General features: G+C 63.3%; 15 protein-coding genes. 4 read left to right on the forward strand and 11 right to left on the reverse strand.

The genetic code is table 11. From position 1 onward, the window contains the following. Positions 1-34 precede the first annotated feature (34 nt). A complete protein-coding gene (locus ACIQTW_RS08045) occupies positions 35-628 on the forward strand; it encodes a DUF5655 domain-containing protein (RefSeq protein ID WP_402935800.1) in 594 nt (197 codons plus the stop codon). On the opposite strand, the gene ACIQTW_RS08050 is transcribed toward ACIQTW_RS08045, so the two are convergent. The 4 genes from ACIQTW_RS08050 to ACIQTW_RS08065 form a co-directional block, all read right to left on the reverse strand. Further along, positions 625-1,602 carry an ATP-binding cassette domain-containing protein gene (locus ACIQTW_RS08050; protein ID WP_402935803.1) on the reverse strand — a complete coding sequence of 326 codons (978 nt, stop codon included), beginning with the start codon at positions 1,600-1,602 and terminating at the stop codon, positions 625-627. The genes ACIQTW_RS08045 and ACIQTW_RS08050 overlap by 4 nt on opposite strands. Before the next feature lies 1 nt (position 1,603). Then, complete coding sequence (locus ACIQTW_RS08055) at positions 1,604-2,458, reverse strand: ABC transporter permease (RefSeq protein ID WP_402935806.1); 855 nt, start codon at positions 2,456-2,458, stop codon at positions 1,604-1,606. Then, the gene (locus tag ACIQTW_RS08060) at positions 2,451-3,245 is read right to left on the reverse strand and encodes an ABC transporter permease (protein WP_402935809.1); all 795 of its coding nucleotides are present in this window, start codon (positions 3,243-3,245) and stop codon (positions 2,451-2,453) included. Before ACIQTW_RS08060 ends, ACIQTW_RS08055 begins: the two co-directional genes overlap by 8 nt. A 284-nt stretch (positions 3,246-3,529) precedes the next feature. Continuing rightward, positions 3,530-4,378, reverse strand: a complete 849-nt coding sequence (locus ACIQTW_RS08065) for a hypothetical protein (RefSeq protein ID WP_402935812.1) — start codon at positions 4,376-4,378, stop codon at positions 3,530-3,532. A gap of 165 nt (positions 4,379-4,543) precedes the next feature. On the opposite strand from ACIQTW_RS08065, the gene ACIQTW_RS08070 reads away from it, so the two are divergent. Further along, positions 4,544-8,014, forward strand: coding sequence for an SNF2-related protein (locus ACIQTW_RS08070; RefSeq protein ID WP_402935815.1), 3,471 nt, complete (start codon positions 4,544-4,546; stop codon positions 8,012-8,014). Positions 8,015-8,038: 24 nt separating this feature from the next. Here ACIQTW_RS08070 and ACIQTW_RS08075 read toward each other — a convergent pair whose 3' ends face one another. Further along, the gene (locus ACIQTW_RS08075) at positions 8,039-8,779 is read right to left on the reverse strand and encodes an alpha/beta fold hydrolase (RefSeq protein WP_402935818.1); all 741 of its coding nucleotides are present in this window, start codon (positions 8,777-8,779) and stop codon (positions 8,039-8,041) included. Positions 8,780-8,852: 73 nt separating this feature from the next. Here ACIQTW_RS08075 and ACIQTW_RS08080 point away from each other — a divergent pair, with 73 nt between their 5' ends. After that, positions 8,853-9,551, forward strand: coding sequence for a helix-turn-helix transcriptional regulator (locus ACIQTW_RS08080; protein ID WP_402935820.1), 699 nt, complete (start codon positions 8,853-8,855; stop codon positions 9,549-9,551). 31 nt (positions 9,552-9,582) lie between these two features. Here the strand turns inward: ACIQTW_RS08080 and ACIQTW_RS08085 are convergent, their stop codons facing one another. From ACIQTW_RS08085 to ACIQTW_RS08105, 5 genes are all read right to left on the reverse strand, one after another. Beyond that, the gene (locus ACIQTW_RS08085; protein ID WP_402935823.1) at positions 9,583-10,755 is read right to left on the reverse strand and encodes an MFS transporter; all 1,173 of its coding nucleotides are present in this window, start codon (positions 10,753-10,755) and stop codon (positions 9,583-9,585) included. Continuing rightward, positions 10,752-11,417, reverse strand: coding sequence for a GntR family transcriptional regulator (locus ACIQTW_RS08090; RefSeq protein WP_402935826.1), 666 nt, complete (start codon positions 11,415-11,417; stop codon positions 10,752-10,754). Before ACIQTW_RS08090 ends, ACIQTW_RS08085 begins: the two co-directional genes overlap by 4 nt. A gap of 337 nt (positions 11,418-11,754) precedes the next feature. Further along, positions 11,755-12,096: a hypothetical protein gene (locus ACIQTW_RS08095; RefSeq protein ID WP_014922851.1), complete on the reverse strand. Its 342-nt coding sequence runs from the start codon at positions 12,094-12,096 to the stop codon at positions 11,755-11,757. Positions 12,097-12,185: 89 nt separating this feature from the next. After that, positions 12,186-13,904 (reverse strand): amidase, encoded by a 1,719-nt coding sequence (locus ACIQTW_RS08100; protein ID WP_402935831.1) that lies wholly within the window; start codon positions 13,902-13,904, stop codon positions 12,186-12,188. Then, positions 13,904-14,962, reverse strand: coding sequence for an agmatine/peptidylarginine deiminase (locus ACIQTW_RS08105; protein ID WP_402935834.1), 1,059 nt, complete (start codon positions 14,960-14,962; stop codon positions 13,904-13,906). Before ACIQTW_RS08105 ends, ACIQTW_RS08100 begins: the two co-directional genes overlap by 1 nt. An 82-nt stretch (positions 14,963-15,044) precedes the next feature. Here ACIQTW_RS08105 and ACIQTW_RS08110 point away from each other — a divergent pair, with 82 nt between their 5' ends. Beyond that, positions 15,045-15,680: a TetR/AcrR family transcriptional regulator gene (locus tag ACIQTW_RS08110; protein ID WP_402935837.1), complete on the forward strand. Its 636-nt coding sequence runs from the start codon at positions 15,045-15,047 to the stop codon at positions 15,678-15,680. 28 nt (positions 15,681-15,708) lie between these two features. Here ACIQTW_RS08110 and ACIQTW_RS08115 read toward each other — a convergent pair whose 3' ends face one another. Next, a complete protein-coding gene (locus tag ACIQTW_RS08115; protein ID WP_402935840.1) occupies positions 15,709-16,695 on the reverse strand; it encodes a LacI family DNA-binding transcriptional regulator in 987 nt (328 codons plus the stop codon). Between the last annotated feature and the right edge of the window lie 81 nt (positions 16,696-16,776).

Consider the following 16,776-nt stretch of genomic DNA (forward strand, 5'->3'; position numbering starts at 1 on the left):
CTCCGAGCTCGCCGCGCCGGGCTAGGATCGGGATATGGGCGAGATTTCTGACATTAAGGCCGCGGCCAAGACGTGGCAAACCATGGTGGACAGCAACCAGGCGTTGCTTCTGCGCAAGTCCGGACACGACGTCCATTGGTGGGCCGAAGAGGGCCGTGTCAAGGGCCTGAAGAACGACGCCGAGCTCCGCGACTGGATGCGCGACGAACACGGCATCACGGGCTATGCGCAATACGCAGTCTCGTGGGAGATGTTTGGCTACCCCGAGTTCATGCTCCGGGGCGCCGATGAACTCATCGACGGCCAATACGCCAATCATCCGCAGTTGCGCCCCATAGCCGACGCTCTGCTGGCTTGGTCCGCCGAGACCGAGGGCGTCGGGATCCAGATGCGTAAAGGTTATGTCTCGCTTCACAGTCCTCGGCGGAAGTTTGCCCAGGTCACGCGGACCAATACCACCACCGTTGATATCGCCCTGCGATTGGACGTTCCAGCCGAGGGAAGGCTCGAGGCCGTGAAGGCACGTGAGGGAGAATTCTTCGACCGCCGGGTGCGGCTGAAGTCAATCGACGACGTCGACGACGAGCTACTCGGGTACCTCGCGAAGGCGTTGGACCAGAACAGTTAGCGCCTCGCACGCCCGTACAACTGCCGCACCAGGTGCTCGATGTCCGGCTCGTGCAGGGACAGGTCGGCAACCTCGGCTGTGCTGGTAATCGCGGCAAGCACAGTGGCCGCCGAGAGCCTGCGCGGATCGAAGGAAACGCTGTGCCTGATTCCATCGGCCTCAATACCCTCATGCACCGCGCCGTCAGGCAGCGAAAGGAGAGCAGCCGAGTGCATTGGGGTGGTGAAGTCAACCACCATGGTGCGCACGGCTCCGGCGACGTTAGCCAAACCGGTGAGCGAACCGTCGTAGGCGATGGCGCCGTCGTCGACTACCAGGACGCGTTGGCACAAACGCTGGATATCGCTCATGTCATGGGTGGTCAGCAGGAGCGTGGTGCCGTTCTCGCGACGCTCAGCGTCCAGGAACTGGCGCAGTTTCTCCTTGCTGATCATGTCCAGGCCAATGGTCGGCTCGTCCAGAATCACCAGCTCCGGCCGATGCAGCAGGGCAGCGGCAACCTCACCCCGCATCCGCTGGCCCAGGGAGAGCTGCCGAACAGGTGTGGTGAGGAACTCCCCCAGATCCATCTGATCGGCGAGCTCGCGGAACCTGGGCCTCCAATCCGCCTCGGACATGCGATGCATCGCACCGAGTATCGGGTAAGAGTCCTGCAGCGGGAGGTCCCACCATAGCTGCGAGCGCTGTCCGAACACGACCCCGATTTTCCGGGCCAACGCTTTACGCTGCGGCACCGGGTTGAACCCGCAGACGGTTACGCGACCCGAGCTTGGTACCAGGACACCCGTCAGCATCTTGATGGTGGTGGACTTGCCGGCCCCGTTGGCACCGATGTAGCCGACCGCCTCCCCAGGCTCCACAGTGAAGTCGATCCCGCGGACCGCGTGAACGGCTTTCCTGCGTCGCCGGAACCGGCCCACCGATTCCATGATTTGGAACTCCCGGCTCAGATTTTCCACTTCGATGATGGGCATGTCAGCCTCCTGCGCCGGTGTATTTTTTGATGGCCGCCCGCCATAGAAGCAGCATGAGTCCGCTAAGGACGACGGCGGCCGGCAGTCCCAGCCAGCCCGTCCAGGCCGGGATTCCGGCGGGGCCGTCGAGATCGAGGATGACCAGGCTGGGCGCGTATGCCACCAACGTTGCGGGGATGACAAACGTGAAGAAGATCTGGATCGGGAAGAACAGCGCCGCCCCGGGCATGGAGGCCACGTACCGGCCGCCATAGGTGAAGGCGTTGGCGAATTGCCTGCCGTCGAGGATCCAGAATTGCATTGCTCCCGCGCCGAGGAAGAGTGCACAGAAGATCGCAGCACCGGCAACAGGTGTGATGATAGCCAGCACGATCTTGGCCGGGTCCCAAGCGATGTCCGTAAGTAGGAGCGCTACCCCCAGTGCGGCCAGGGCGAAGATCAACCGCCCCACGCGTCTCAGTTGGAAATCGGATGTGGCCAGTTGGAGCAGCACAGGCAAAGGCCGGACCAGCAACACCTCCAACTTGCCGGACCTAATGGTCTCGGACATGGAATCGGTCTCTCCCAAGAGCAGGTCACCCAGCGCGAAGGCCACCGAGGCGAGACCAAACACCAGAAGGGTCTGGGCTAAGGTCATACCGCCGAAGGTGGAGACGTTATGGACTATTGCGTAGAGCTCCACGAATTCGGTCAAGCCCAGCAGGATTTGCCCGGCGACGTCGGAGATGAAACTCCCCCGGTAGGCGAGCTGCGAGCGCAACCGGGCCGAGACAAGGAGTTTGAGGAGGACCCGGTTGGTGACCGGGGCATGCGGGTCCCGGGTTGCGCGGGGCGACGTCGCGCGGGGACTAGCCACCTTGCACCACCAGCTTCCGTGACCCGAACCGGACCATGGCCTGAACGACCACCAGCAGCACGGCCAGCCACAGGAATTGGAGACCCACCATGGCAAGGCTTTCGGCGCCGTCGGTCCTTCCCGCGAGAATATCCACCGGGGTCTGCAGCATTGACGGGAACGGTGTGGCCCGGGCGAAATCGAGCAACCAGCCGGGAAACCAGGTCACGGGAACCAGGAAGCCGGACAGCAGGTTCATCAGGACCATGTACAGCATCCAGAAGCCGCGGATCTCGAGCACCCAGAAGGACAACAGATTGATGGCGAAAAAGCCCAAAAAATTGAGGGATATTGCTGCCAGGATCGACACGAATCCCAGCAGGTAGGGCCCTGGGGTTCCGGGCATCGCCAGGCCGGTAATCAGTGCACCGACGATCAGTGGCGGTAACCCGCGCGGCAGGATATCGAAGGCGGCACGTCCCAGGTCTTGAGCCCAGTAGGACGCGGTCAGGTTGACGGACCGGGAAAGGTCGACGGCGATGTCCCCCGACTTCACGCGGCTTGCGAGCTCAGTGTTGCCGAACAGCCCCAAAGGTGCCAGGAGCGCCTGGCCCAACCACACATAAGTGGCGGCCTCCATCGCCGAATATCCCCCGATGGCCCCACCCGCCGTCGTAATGGCGCTCAGCAGCAGCGATGCCCGGATGAGCCCGAAAACCGAGTTGGTAAAAGCCCCGGCGACGGCGGCAGTACGGTACGTGGAATGGCGACGGAATGATGACTTGGCCAGCTCCCAATACGCACGCACCGGTCGAGTCTATTACGACACACAAACCCACCTGACTAAAGCCGTGAATTCGTCGCCAGGGTGTCCGCAACCGCCGGCCGGACGGCAGGCATCCGGAAGCTCGCCAAGCGGCTGGACGGCAGGCATCCGGAAGCGTGCGTCAAAGCGCAAAGTGGGCCCACACCGTCAGGGTTCCCTGGCCGAGCTTGCGAGGCTAGGGGGACGGCGGGGTACACGCGGAGGATGGCTGCCGTCCAGCCGCAGGCAAACACGGAGGATGGCTGCCGTCCAGCCGAACCAAAGGCTTAGGCGTCGGCGAATTCCTCAGATTCTTCGAACTCTACGGCCGCGACAATCTCCTTGGTCTCCGGGTGAATCATGAAGGCCTCGTCGTCGTCTTCCACCATGATGTAGTCGCCGTGGTCGGTGGAGAAGTGCCAGGCGAGGGTCTTCACGCCGTCGTGCTCGTAGTTGGGATCGCCCATGGTGATCTTTTCCAAGGCGTAGCCGGTTACGTCGCACAGTTCGCGGATGATGACCTCGAACTCGGGGGCGTTGGCGAGGGCTTCTTCGTCGGCTTCGGCCTGGCGCTCGGCGAGGTCTGGGATCTGGGCAACGCGTTCGGCAATGTGCGCTTCGATTTCCTCATCCGAAAGAACAAGCAGTTCGGACTGGCCGCGGAGGTAGGCACCGCTGAGCTCGATGATGTCCTCTTCTTCCAGCAGCGCCTCAAACTCGCCGTCGAGCTCATCCAAGGTACCAACAGCCGCAGGCGGCGTTTCGGACTCGTCCAGGTCGCCGTCGAGGTAGGCCTCGGCTTCGTCTTCGGTCAGGGCGTCGAATGCTGCGGCGGTGCGGTTGAAGAGGTCAAGGTGCCGGGTGGCTGCCATGGCCTCAAGTCCTGCACGGATGTAGGCGTCCACTTCTTCACGCTCCGATGCGGTGAAGACGTACTGGGCGAAGCCTCCGGACAGTGCCTGGGTCAGGTAGAAGTCAACAAAATAGCTGTTGAGCGCAGGGGTGGCAATTTCGTCGCTGTTGAGGAGCTCCGCGTACATTTCGTTCACCACGTTGACGTTGGAATCCACTACATCCGCACTGCCGGCTTCGAAGCTGGTCTTGCTCAGGACGACGGGGTACTCGTTGGTAGTCATGGGGAATCCTCACTGCTGAAAGCTGATGGTGCTCCGGACACTTTCAACGTACGCGTGGGAGCGGCGCGGCAATCGAGGAAGAGGTTAACGGAGGGCGAAGTTTGGGAGCCGTTTTCTGCTGACTAAGATTGAACAGATATCCTCCTGCCGAAAGTAGCCCTACGCATGCCGTCCCACACAGACGAAAACTGGGAACTGGCCATTCAGACTCCAGCCATAACGGACCGCTCGCTCGCGGCCGGACTGGCCTATGCCATGGGCAGCCGCGTGAACGGGATTTCTTTCGACGCGGCTACGGGGCTCCTTATGGGCAAGGTCCGCGGCACCGGCCCGCAGCCTTATTCGACGTCGGCGAAACTGGTCCGTAAGCCCAGCGGCTGGAGCTGCACGGTGGGTATCTGCAGCTGCCCGGTCCGTAAGGACTGCAAACATGTGGCCGCGTTGCTCTTCACTGCCGAAGACCACCCCACTATCCGCGCCCAACTTCTTTCCCAGGCTCCCGGAATTCAAACGTCGAGGGTGGGCTCCGGCCAACAGGGCGGCTCGGCACGTCCTGCGTGGGAACAAGCCCTCAACAGGCTGATCGCCAAACCCGGAACGGCTCCCAGCGCTGCCGGTATCCAGCTTGCGCTTCAGTTTGAGGTGGAAGAGCCCGCGGCCCACTTCTCCTACACAGGCCGCCGCGACCCCATGCGCAGCGTCCGCCAACTCAAGGCCCGCCCGGTGATGATGGGCGCCAAGGGCAAATGGATCCGCGGCGACGTCTCGTGGAACAACCTGAGCTACGTCAGTTTCCGGCGTGAATTCAATGAGGTCCACGTCGAATGGCTTCAGACTTTCCTCGCGGCACACGGCTCCAGCAACGGCCGGCAGCAACCCTCCGGTGCCATGTGGTTGAGCCTGAACGATTTCGCAGCCAAGAACCTCTGGACCCTCCTGGCCGATGCCACCAAGGCCGGCATCCCACTCATTCACTCCGCTGGTAGCGAGCCTGTCCGCGTTGAGTCGCAACCCGCCGTCGTTGGACTCAGCTTGGCGCGACTTGAAGCGGCTCAGGCCACCCCAAAGCAGGAGGGGCCCGACGGCGGCCTGCAGCTCGCGCCGTCCGTGACTTTGGCCGGGGAGCCCGTGGATCCGGGATCCGTCGGCTTCCTGGGCAAACCGGCCAACGGAATCTTCTTCACGCATTCCGGGGAAACCCTGCCCGGCGTTCCGCAGCAGAAGAACCTCATCACGCTTGCCCCGATCGAGGGCGGCATCAGCGATGAGTTGCTGGAGTTCGTCATGGACGGCCAAACACTTCAGATTCCCGCAGAGGATGAGAGCCGGTTCCTGACCTCGTTCTATCCGAAGTTGCGGCAATCCACGCCGGTGCAGGCCGCGGATGAATCGGTGGGGCTGCCCACACTGGCCGTCCCCACACTGTCCTTGCTAGCCAACTACGGTAACGACCACAAAGTCCGCCTGCACTGGGAATGGCACTACAAGTCCGGCACGCTGGTCACCGCCCAGCCACTTTGGCGGCATCCGGACGACCGCGGTTACCGCGACGACCTTGAAGAAGCACGGATTCTGGAGTCACTTGGGCGGCCGTGGGACGTGGTGCCTGCGCTGGCAGAATCGGCAACGGGCGGCTGGGGTGCGCCCCGGATCGCTGCCTCCGCTGAGCTCGGCGGCTTGGACACACTGGCGTTCACGGAAGAGGTGCTGCCCGCGCTCAAGGATCTGCCCGACGTCGTGGTCGAAACGTCCGGCGACATCGCCGACTATCGCGAGGCAGCCGAAGCGCCGGTGGTGTCCATCTCCACGAAGGAAACAGCAAGCGGCGACTGGTTCGACCTCGGCATCGTGATCACCCTCGAAGGCGAACCCGTTTCCTTCGCGGCTGTGTTCTCTGCCCTTGCTGCCGGAATGAGCCGCATGCTGCTGCCCAGCGGCGCCTACTTCTCGCTTGACCTCCCCGAACTTCACCAGCTCCGCGCATTGATCGACGAAGCCCGCTCCCTGCAGGACAACCCCGACAACAAGGACGGTACCCTGCAGATCAGCCGTTTCCAGGCCGGACTTTGGGATGAGCTGGCGCAGCTGGGAATCGTGGACGAACAGGCCGCCGCGTGGCGCGAGGCCGTTGGTGGACTGCTCGACGACGGCGTGACCGGGCTTCCGCTCCCGGAAGGACTTAACGCTGAGCTGCGTCCGTATCAGCTCGAGGGTTTCAACTGGCTCAGCTTCCTGTACAAGCACAGCCTCGGCGGGGTCCTGGCTGACGACATGGGCCTGGGTAAGACCGTGCAGGCGATCGCGCTGATTTGTGCGGCGAAAGACCTGGCATCCTCCACCGCTGCCGCCGCGCAGGGTGCCGCCCCGCAGGGTGATGCCTCAGAGGTAACGCCCCGGGCTCCTTTCCTGGTTGTCGCACCCACGAGCGTTGTGAGCAACTGGGCTGCTGAAGCGCAGCGCTTCGCTCCGGGGCTCGCGGTGCGGACCGTCGGTGAAACCTTTGCCAAGAGCGGGCTGGCACCGGCCGAAGCGTTGGCGGGCGCCGACGTCGTCATCACTTCCTATGCCCTGTTCCGCATTGATTACGATGCCTACGCCTCCTTCCAGTGGGCAGGGCTGATGCTGGATGAGGCGCAGTTCGTGAAGAACCACCAGTCCAAGGCGTACCAGTGCGCACGCAAACTGCCTGCCCGTTTCAAGCTGGCCATCACGGGTACGCCGCTGGAGAACAACCTCATGGAGTTCTGGGCGCTGACGTCGATTGTGGCGCCGGGACTGTTCCCGAGCCCCAAACGTTTCGCAGAGAACTACCAAAAGCCGGTCGAGAAGAACGGTGACTCCGCGCAACTGGGCAAGCTCCGGCGTCGTGTGCGTCCGCTCATGATGCGCCGCACCAAAGAGCAGGTCATCAAGGATCTGCCGCCCAAGCAGGAGCAAATCCTGGAAGTGGTGCTGAACCCGCGGCACCAGAAGGTCTACCAGACACACCTGCAGCGCGAGCGGCAGAAGATCCTTGGGCTGATCGATGACGTCAACAAGAACCGGTTTACGATTTTCCAGTCGTTGACGTTGCTGCGTCAGCTGAGTTTGGATGCGTCGTTGGTGGATTCGTCGCTGTCCGGGGTGCGCTCATCCAAGCTGGACGTGCTCTTTGAACAGCTGGAGGACCTCATTTCCGAGGGACACCGGGCACTTATTTTCAGCCAGTTCACGGGGTTCCTGGGCAAGGTTCGGGAGCGTTTGGATGCCGAGGGCGTCGAGTATTGCTATCTCGATGGCAGCACCCGCAACCGAGGCGATGTGGTCAGCGAGTTTAAGAACGGTGCCGCTCCGGTGTTCCTGATTTCACTGAAGGCCGGTGGCTTTGGACTCAACCTGACCGAGGCGGACTACGTGTTCCTGCTGGACCCCTGGTGGAACCCGGCGTCAGAGGCCCAAGCCGTGGACCGCACGCACCGCATCGGACAGGCCAGGAACGTGATGGTGTACCGACTGGTAGCGAAGGACACCATCGAAGAAAAGGTCATGGCGTTGAAGGCAAAGAAATCACAGCTGTTCGCGGACGTGATGGAAGGCGACGCGCTGGCCGGTGGCTCGTTGACCGCGGATGATTTGGCGGCGCTGTTCGCGGAGTGACCTCCCCGAACAGCCCGCACTGGTTCAGCTGGCCCGTGAGGCAGCTGACTGGATGACCTTGGCGAGGTCGCGGGGGCGGCTCCACATGGGCCAATGCCCCGTCGGCAGGTCGATGACGTCGAGATTCTCGATGTTCGCCACTTCAGCGAACATGGCATGGCCTGTGTGGGCCAACTCCAGCACCTGCGCGCCAGGGATCGAGCAGCACACCAAGGTGGTCCGGACTTTGCGGCGGGCATCGTTCATGAGCTCGACGGGCTGACGGAGCACGGGGCCAGGCTCAGGGACGGCCCGGGCACGAAAACGCTCGAGGACCCCTGCACTCAGGCCTTCAAGGCTCGCCTGCTGTGCGAGGATTTCAAAGGACGGTAGGGGAAGCTCCTCCAATCCCTCCGGGAGATCCGGGGCGAAGACGCTTCCTGTGGCCAGGGGGCCGGAGTCGACCCACACCACCAGATGAACAAGCTCAGGGTGTCGGTCAAGGACAAGGCTGACAGGGGCGTTCGCCCCACTATGAGCGACGATAGTTGCAGGCTGATCTTCGGAAACGCCGCGTCGGGCAAAGATGTCCAGGACCGCCGCAGCTTGATCGTCGAGGGTCTTTGTCGCCCGCTCAGGATCGTCCCCATCGAGACCAGGGAGCGTTACTGCCGTTACACGGGAGTGGTCGGATTCCAGGTGTTCGAGGACTTCGTCCCACGCCCAAGCGCCCAGCCAGTGGCCGGCGATGAGGATGATGTCCCGACTGCTTCTAGTAGTTGTCATATCACTACCCTCGCAGGCGCTACGGACAAGTGTATGTCACTATTTATGTCATGAATTCTGTACGGCCTGAACGGTGAAGCGAGCAGAACGACTCCATGCTCTATCCGAGATGCTTCGCCGCAGCGGGGCGCGGGGAGTCTCCGCCGAGCGTCTGGCGAGAGAGTTCGAGGTGTCTGTGCGCACAGTCAAGAGGGACCTGGATGCCTTGGAGAGCAGCGGTGCACCCGTGTGGTCGCGCCCAGGTCCGGGCGGTGGCTACGGGTTGGCCGCTGGCGCTTCCCTGCCGCCCGTAAGCTTGTCCCCAACGCAGGCCGTAGCGCTCATGGCAGCCGTATCTGCTGCACCCGACGCCCCCTATGCCGATCTGGCAGCAGCCGGAATCAGGAAGATCGTAGATGTCCTCGATCCCAAGACCCGGGCAAGAGCCGACGAACTTGCCGGCCGTGTCTGGGTTAATGCGGGCCCCCCCTCCTCGCGCACCATAAGGTCGGCTCTGGAGCAGGCGATGTCCGAGCAGCGGGTAGTCCGCATTCGCTACACATCGGGAGATGGGAGCACCACCATCCGCGACGTCGAACCCGTACTGTTCGCCTCAACGAACGGCCAGTGGTACTTGGTTGGGTGGTGTCGACTTCGCGACGCCATGAGATGGTTCATCGTGTCGCGCATCGAGCGGGCCAGCGTAACCAAAACGGCTTGCGGCGGCCATACCATCCACGAGGTCGGAGAACCCCCTGCGAACGCCAGACCCGTGCATGGTCGGGACGTGTGAGCCGCTCAATCACTCGCTCCGGTCAGTACAGCTAGTCGTCCAGCCGAACCCCGCGTAGCAACAACATGGTTCCACCCACGGCAACTGCGGAGGCCAGGAACACGCCCGCCGCACCGAGTCCCACCGCCACGATGCCTATTGCGCTGGGCAGGACCACTTGGCCCACCCTGTTTCCCGCCAACCGCAAGGCGAGCGCACGGCCGCGTTGGCCTTCGGGCGCTTGCGCTGAGAGCCACGACATGGTCAGTGGTTGGCCGATTCCCAGGCCCAAGCCGAGGAATGCCATGACGATGAAGAGCAACCACACGGGCATGGGTATCGCGGCCACCCCCAGCGATGCCGTGGAGATGGCCAGGCTGAGGAGCAGCAGTTTCATCCTGCCAAGTTTGCGGGACATGCTGCCCAGCCCCAATCGGGAGACCATGGAAAACACGGCCCGAACGGTCAGCATCAGACCCACGGTTGCCGCGGTCAGACCCCTCTCCGCGCCCAGTGCCGGCAGGTAAACAACCGTCAGGTCCACTACGGCCAGGACAGTAGCGCTGGTGGCCAACGCCCGGACGACGCCGGGAGTCCTAAGGAGAGCAGCCGAGCTGCCCTTTGGTCCTCCCTTGGCAGTGCGCCTCCCTCGGCTGACCTTCGAGGAAATCACGAACGTGGTCAGGAAGAGCACCAGGCTCATCGCTGTCGCGAGCAGGAAGATCGCGTTGGTGTTCGGGCGAACAGACGCACCGCCCACCACGGAGATGGCCAACGGTCCAAGAGCCTGGCCCAGAGACGCGGCGAAGGTCAGATAACCGAAAGCGGAGTCCAGACGCGTTGACGCCGCATTGTTCGCAACCACGGCCTGCTGTCCAACTACGCACGCCAACTGCCCTGCACCTAGAAGCGCGGTTCCCGCCACGAGTGCGGGGACTGACGTCCCCCAGAACAACAGAAAGGCGGAACAGCCCAGTACGACGGCGGCCCCGATCGCCATGAGGCGACGCTCACCAAGGCGGTCCACCAGTCCGCCGATGGGCAGGGCGAGCAGTAGGGGAAACACTGCGTAGCTGGCGGCAAGAAGGCCGAGGGCGAACCCGGGAACGTCCAATTCGAGGGCGCGGTACGTGGTGGCGGGCCGGACCAGGAAAGTGACGGCCTGGATGAGAGCCGAGTGCACCAGGAGAGCCGTTGAGGAACGCCGTCCGAGCTCGCCGATCATTCGACCACGAGGCCGGTACTTGAGATGACGCGCAAGGTCTCATCACGAGCCCCGATGACATGATCGAAAGCGACCTTGGCTGCCATCTCGGCGTCCTTGGAAGCGATGGCCTCGACTAAGAGCCGGTGATTGGCGAGTGCTTCATCACGACGTTCGGGGGCATTGTTGGTGAAGTATCGGTAGCGCTCAACCTGGCTGGCGATCTGCTCATGGAAGCGCTGGGCCCAGGAGTTTCCGGCGATCCTGGCGATCGCGGCGTGCAGGGCAACCCCGTACTTCATGGCTTCGTCGGCGAACTCCACCATGGCGGCATTACGGGCCACGATCCCTCGCAGTTCTTCAAGGTCCGTCGGGCTCGCATTGGCACACGCTTCCCGTGCCATCAGGGACTCCAAGGCTGCGCGGACATCGTACAACTCTGAAATCACCTTCTCGTCCAACGCCGGGATTATCACTCCGCCCGTGGGCTGCTGCTCGAGCAGGTTCTCGGAAATCAGGCGGCGGATAGCTTCCCTCAGCGGGGTACGACTAACCTGCAGAGCTTCGGCCATGGCCGGCTCGTAGATGCGTTCACCCGGCTTGAGTTCAAGGTTGAGGATTTGGCGCTTGAGCACGCTATAGACAACGTGCGCTCCTGTATTGCGTGGTTGTGGATCTGCCATGACGTTCCGCCTACCGCGTGAAGTGTACTTGTATACATCTATACACCGTTCTGAAGGGTGAGGGCAAAGGAGCTTCAGCTGCGACCACTTCCGACCAACCCCGTTCGAGCCGTGGAGAACGGCGAAAGTAACCCTCTCTCACATCCCGTGCCCTTCCCGCCACCCCTCTCTCACTTTCCTCAGAAGAGTGATAGGGCGTTCCCCTATAAGGGCCGGGAAGTGAGAGAAGGTTCGGCTCAAGCACGTGGGAAGTGATAGAGCGTTGAGGGCGCAAAAAGGGACCGGTTCAACGAACCGGTCCCTTTGCGTTGCAACTGCGGCTACGCCACGGGCGTCATTAGCCGCGGCACAGTTCGCCGAACTTGGCACCAGCTTCCTGGAAGGCCGATGTAAGCTCGCCCATCTTTGCTTCGTTCGGTTCTTCCTTGGCCTGCTCGTCCAGATACTCAAGGATGGCTGTGACTACAGGCTTCATCTCGGTGGACGCCACCGGTTCGATTGGCCTGATGGCGTTGGCTGCGCGGTTCGAGGCCGTCTGGCTCGGGTTCTGCGGAATACTGGCTGCGGCGACGCCAACGCGGTCACAGGTTTCCGCGGTGGTCAGCTGCTGCTGAGCGGAACAGGCGGATGCCGAGGCAATAAGCCCGGCAGCGATCAGGACAGTGGTGAGTTTCTTCATGATTCCCTCAGTGGTCGACGTCCCTTTGATTGTAATCAGAGCCGACGTCCCATCACGCATTGGGTCCCGTAGGGCCGCCGTCGAATCCGTTAGAGCGCTGGCGTACGGGGTGGCTCCGTCCGCCGTGAACCGGTGGCTTCGAAGGCTGCGGCCAGCGTCAGCAGTGCCGTGTCATCGTAGGCGCGGCCAGCGAAAGTGAGGCCCACGGGCATGCCAATGTCCGCCATGGTTCCCATCGGTACGGTAACCGTGGGGATGCCCAGGTGCCTCGGGACGAGGTTGCCGTTGGCCACCCACACGCCGTTGCGCCAGCCGAGGTCCGCAGACGCGGGGTTGACGTCCATGTCGGCAGGACCCACATCGGCGGCTGCCGGGAAAAGGACAGCGTCCAATCCGAGCCCGTCCATCCAGCCCTCAAGGTCAGTTCGCCGTGTCTCCTCGAGCCCTCGCACACCATTTTCCAGCTCGGGAATCTCGGTAAATCGGGAAACTCCGCGCTCACGGACATGTCCTGGGTACTCGGCGATGTCGTCGTCGAACCCGGCGTAGCGGTCAGGCAGTGCTCCCTCCGGGTGCGGGAAGATGGTCGCGCCATCCACATCGGCAAGGCTGCTGAGCGCGGGATCGCCGTTGGCGCGCAGGAAGTCGTCCCAAGCCCAGGAGGAAAGGTCCACGATTTCACGCTTCAGGTATTCGGGGCTGACGAGTCCCCGGGTGGCGATGGTGGGTGCGCCGGGGCGGTCGCCTTCGTAATTTGAGACCACAGGGAAATCCACCAAAACAACCTCGGCCCCCGCAGCTTCGAGGTCGCGCTTCGCGGCTTCCCACAGTTCCATCACGGAAGCCCGGGTCTCGATCCGTTGCCCGGTGGACCCGCCGATCCCCGGCTTCGTGCTGGTCCCCGCGTCTGGATCTGCGTTGATGTACATGCGCGGCACTCCGAAGCGCTTCCCGCGCAACGCCAACCGTCCGCCGTCGGGCTTTTCCGGAGACAGTGCCACATAAGACTCCGGCCGGACCTCGGACGACTTGGGGATCTGAACCCAGGGCTGCGCACGCCAGAAGTCACCGCGGGTCTCGGCGTCGTCGGCCACGATCACGTCGAGTAACTCCAACATGTCAGCCATGGTGCGCGTGTGCGGGACCACCACATCCATGGTGGGGACCAGCGGCCAGTTGCCGCGCACCGAGATGACGCCGCGGGAGGGCGTGTACGCGCACAGAGCATTGTTCGACGCCGGTGCACGGCCACTTGACCAGGTCTCCTCGCCTAAGCCGAAAGCGGCGAAGCTGGCCGCCGTCGCGGTGCCCGAACCGTTCGAAGACCCGGAACCGAAAGCGGCAGTCAGGAAGTCTGCGTTGTAAGGGCTTTCAGCCCGGCCATAGACGCCGCGCTGCATGCCGCCGTTGGCCATGGGCGGCATGTTGGTGAGGCCGATGAGCACCGCGCCGGCATCCCGGAGGCGTTCGATGGTGAAAGCATCACGCTGCGCCACCAGGTGCTCAAACGCCGGCGATCCGGCCGCAGCGGTGAGCCCCTTGGCCAAGTAGCTGTCCTTGGCTGTGTAGGGGATGCCATCCAATGGTCCCCGCACTGAGCCTTTGGCCCTGCGTTCATCGGAGGCCCGGGCGTCCGCCAAAGCATCGGGGTTCATGACCACCAGTGCATTGAGCCTGATGCCGTTGCGGTCATAAGCCTCAATGCGGTCAAGATATGCCTGGGTGAGCGCTTCGCTGGTCACCTCCCCTGCTTCCAGTGCTGCGCGTAGTTGCGCTATGGAGGCCTCAACCACGTCGAAGGGAGCCATTACGCGGCACCTCCCGCGATTTGTGCGCTGCTCAGATGCGGCTGTTGCTGGGTGATGCAGTGGATACCGCCGCCGCGGGCGAGGATAGGCCGGGCATCGACGGTGACAACGCGCCGGCCAGGGTAAGCCTCGGCCAGGATTTCTGCCGCGAGCGAGTCGGCGCGCTCTTCGCCGTAACCGCAGGCGATGACGCCACCATTGACCACGAGGTGGTTGACGTAGCTCCAGTCCACAAAGCCTTCTTCGTCGCGCAGCGTTTCCGGGGCAGGCAGCGGCACGATCTCGAAAGGTTTGCCTGCGGCGTCGGTCTGGGTTTCCAGGAAGGAGTGCAGGGTCCGGCTGACCTCGTGGTCCGGGTGCTCCGGATTGGTCTGTGAGTGCAACAGGATCCGGCCCGGAGCGGGGAGGGTCGCCACCATGTCGATGTGGCCGCGGGTGCCCAGATCCTCGTAGTCGCGGGTCAGGCCGCGGGGAACCCAAATCACCTTGGTGGCACCAATGGTGCGGGCCAGTTCGGCTTCAACTGCTGCCTTGTCGGCGTAGGGATTCCGGCCACGATCCAGTTGCACGGTTTCTGTTACCAACACGGTTCCTTGGCCGTCCACATGGATGGCACCGCCTTCGTTCACCAGCAGCGAGCTGACCAGTTCGGCGCCGGAATTTTCCGCAACGAAACGGGCCATTCCCGCACTCTTCTGCCACTCGGACCAGGCCGGCGCACCCCAGCCGTTGAAGATCCAGTCCACTGCCCCCAGCACGCCGGGACGCTCGCCATCCAACACAAAGGTGGGTCCGACGTCGCGCATCCAGAACTCATCCAGAGGTGCCTCGAGCTGCTCGATGCCGCTGCCAAGCATGCGGGCGGCGCGAGCGCGCTCGCTGGGGTCCACCACCATGGTGACCGGCTCGAACTCAGCAACCGCGTGGGCCACGGCGGTCCACGCCGCGTAAGCCTCCTCGGCAGAAGCAGCGTCGTCCCCAAGCGTCAGGCCGGTGCGGGGGAACGCCATCCAGGTGCGCTCATGCGGTGCGGTTTCGGCCGGCATTCTCCAAGCCATGGGTGACTCCTTCGTCTTCTTGCAATTCTCTTGTTGATCGCACGATCAATAATGTTGAAAAGGTAATCTAGACTGGTCCTTGATGTCAAGCACTCCACAGAAGCGCGCAGTCCGAAAGTCGCCGGCCGAACGCGCCGCAGAAATCACCGAGGCCGCCCGCGAGATCGCACTCGAAGCAGGCCTCACGGCACTCACCCTGCGCAATGTTGCCGCACGCGTGGGTGTCGCTTCCGGGCTGGTGGCGCATTACCAGCCCAATATGGACGCGCTGGTTTCAAACACGTTTGCCGCCATCGTGGCCGCCGAAACACAGGAGATCGCAGGCTTGCTAAGCCAGCGCCCCAACCCATCCGAACGCCTTGGCCTGCTGGTTGAGACGCTCTTGGACAGCAGCAGGCTGGACGTCACCGCAATCTGGGTGGAAGCCTGGACGTTGGGACGCCGGAACGAAACCCTGGCCGCGTCTGTCCGTGAGCAAATGGATGCCTGGCAGAAGGTCTTCCAGGGTGTTGTGGAGGACGGAAATGCGACCGGAACGTTCAACGTTTCCGATGCCGCCGCCGTCGCATGGCAGATCCTGGGCATGGTTGACGGCCTGAACGCCCAAGCCTTGGTCCGCTGGGATGGGGTCAACGATCGCGGCACCCACCTCACCCGCGCAGTGGAGGGAATGGTCGGCGCGGCTCCTGGCACCCTCACTTCCAACACGGCACCCTAGGGCCAGCGCGTCGGCCATGGGCGCCAGGTCAGCGCGCCAACAGTACGCTCGCGCCCTCAAACCACTGATGCACTGGCGGGCCGTCCGGTTCCCTGATAATTGCATCCAACAGTTCAGTAGCCGCCTTCCCGTAGGCGCGGGGTGCGAGGTCGATTGAGCTGATCAGCGGATTGCCCGTTTCCACCGTGGCCGCACCTGCGAACGAGACAACATCCAGGTCCCTGCCCAGCACAATCCCCCGGCTTTCCAAAACGATCTGGCTCTGGGCAGCCTGCCCCTGGGCGCCGCAGACCAGCGCATCTGCGCCACCGATGTCCACAGCGTGGGTAATGGCAGCCACCAGGTCCCGCGGGCTTGCACCCGCACCAACCTCATGGACGCGGGGCTCAAGACCATTCCGGACACACCAGTCGGTGTAGGTGCGGCGGGTGTCAACGGCCCAGGACGAAGCGATCGCGTCGTCGACGGCGAGCAACGCCGGACGACGCCGCCCACGGTCCAGCAAATGCTCCAACACCTCGGTCTGCAATTCAGCGTGATGCGCTTCCAGCGTTCCTTTGACACGCTCCTCACCAGGACCGGCGTACCGTCCAACGCTGACAGTCGGGATGCCGTCGGCGAGCAGGGCCGCCACGAGCGGCTCCCCCGGGGCAGGGTCGATGGCTATGACTCCATCCACCTGGAAAGCCATCCGGGGAGTGAGTTCGCGCGCAAAAAGAGTGACGTCGTAATCAGCGGCAGCCGCGCCCTCCGTGACGCCAAAGGCAAAGTCCATGTAAAAAGCGAGGCTCCGGGCAACCGGAGGTATGTGGAGGCCGATGGTGCCGATCCGGTTGACGCGCAGGCTGCGGGCGGCGCGGTTGGTGACGTAGCCGAGGCGGTCCGCAGTTTTCTGGATGAGTTCGCGTTTCTCATCGGAGATACGGCCGGAGCCGCCCAGTGCGCTGGACACTGTGGTCTTGGACAGCCCGAGCTCGCGCGCGATGTCCATGATGGTTGCCCGGGTTCTCGCCATAACCTCATCCTAGGCGGCGCCCAGGTAGGGACGCTTCCGTGATGTTCGGGAAGCCCTTGACATCGACTCTGTGACGTCCCA

Origin of the sequence: Paenarthrobacter sp. NPDC090517 (assembly GCF_044769165.1) — a bacterium.
GTDB lineage: Bacteria > Actinomycetota > Actinomycetes > Actinomycetales > Micrococcaceae > Arthrobacter.

What these genes read in the sequence shown, in the direction of transcription:
- ACIQTW_RS08045 (WP_402935800.1), top strand. Translation starts at nt 35, where the DNA reads ATGGGCGAGATTTCTGACATTAAGGCCGCGGCCAAGACGTGGCAAACC.
- ACIQTW_RS08050 (WP_402935803.1), bottom strand. Translation starts at nt 1,602, where the DNA reads ATGCCCATCATCGAAGTGGAAAATCTGAGCCGGGAGTTCCAAATCATG.
- ACIQTW_RS08065 (WP_402935812.1), bottom strand. Translation starts at nt 4,378, where the DNA reads ATGACTACCAACGAGTACCCCGTCGTCCTGAGCAAGACCAGCTTCGAA.
- ACIQTW_RS08070 (WP_402935815.1), top strand. Translation starts at nt 4,544, where the DNA reads ATGCCGTCCCACACAGACGAAAACTGGGAACTGGCCATTCAGACTCCA.
- ACIQTW_RS08075 (WP_402935818.1), bottom strand. Translation starts at nt 8,779, where the DNA reads ATGACAACTACTAGAAGCAGTCGGGACATCATCCTCATCGCCGGCCAC.
- ACIQTW_RS08085 (WP_402935823.1), bottom strand. Translation starts at nt 10,755, where the DNA reads ATGATCGGCGAGCTCGGACGGCGTTCCTCAACGGCTCTCCTGGTGCAC.
- ACIQTW_RS08090 (WP_402935826.1), bottom strand. Translation starts at nt 11,417, where the DNA reads ATGGCAGATCCACAACCACGCAATACAGGAGCGCACGTTGTCTATAGC.
- ACIQTW_RS08095 (WP_014922851.1), bottom strand. Translation starts at nt 12,096, where the DNA reads ATGAAGAAACTCACCACTGTCCTGATCGCTGCCGGGCTTATTGCCTCG.
- ACIQTW_RS08100 (WP_402935831.1), bottom strand. Translation starts at nt 13,904, where the DNA reads ATGGCTCCCTTCGACGTGGTTGAGGCCTCCATAGCGCAACTACGCGCA.
- ACIQTW_RS08105 (WP_402935834.1), bottom strand. Translation starts at nt 14,962, where the DNA reads ATGGCTTGGAGAATGCCGGCCGAAACCGCACCGCATGAGCGCACCTGG.
- ACIQTW_RS08110 (WP_402935837.1), top strand. Translation starts at nt 15,045, where the DNA reads ATGTCAAGCACTCCACAGAAGCGCGCAGTCCGAAAGTCGCCGGCCGAA.
- ACIQTW_RS08115 (WP_402935840.1), bottom strand. Translation starts at nt 16,695, where the DNA reads ATGGCGAGAACCCGGGCAACCATCATGGACATCGCGCGCGAGCTCGGG.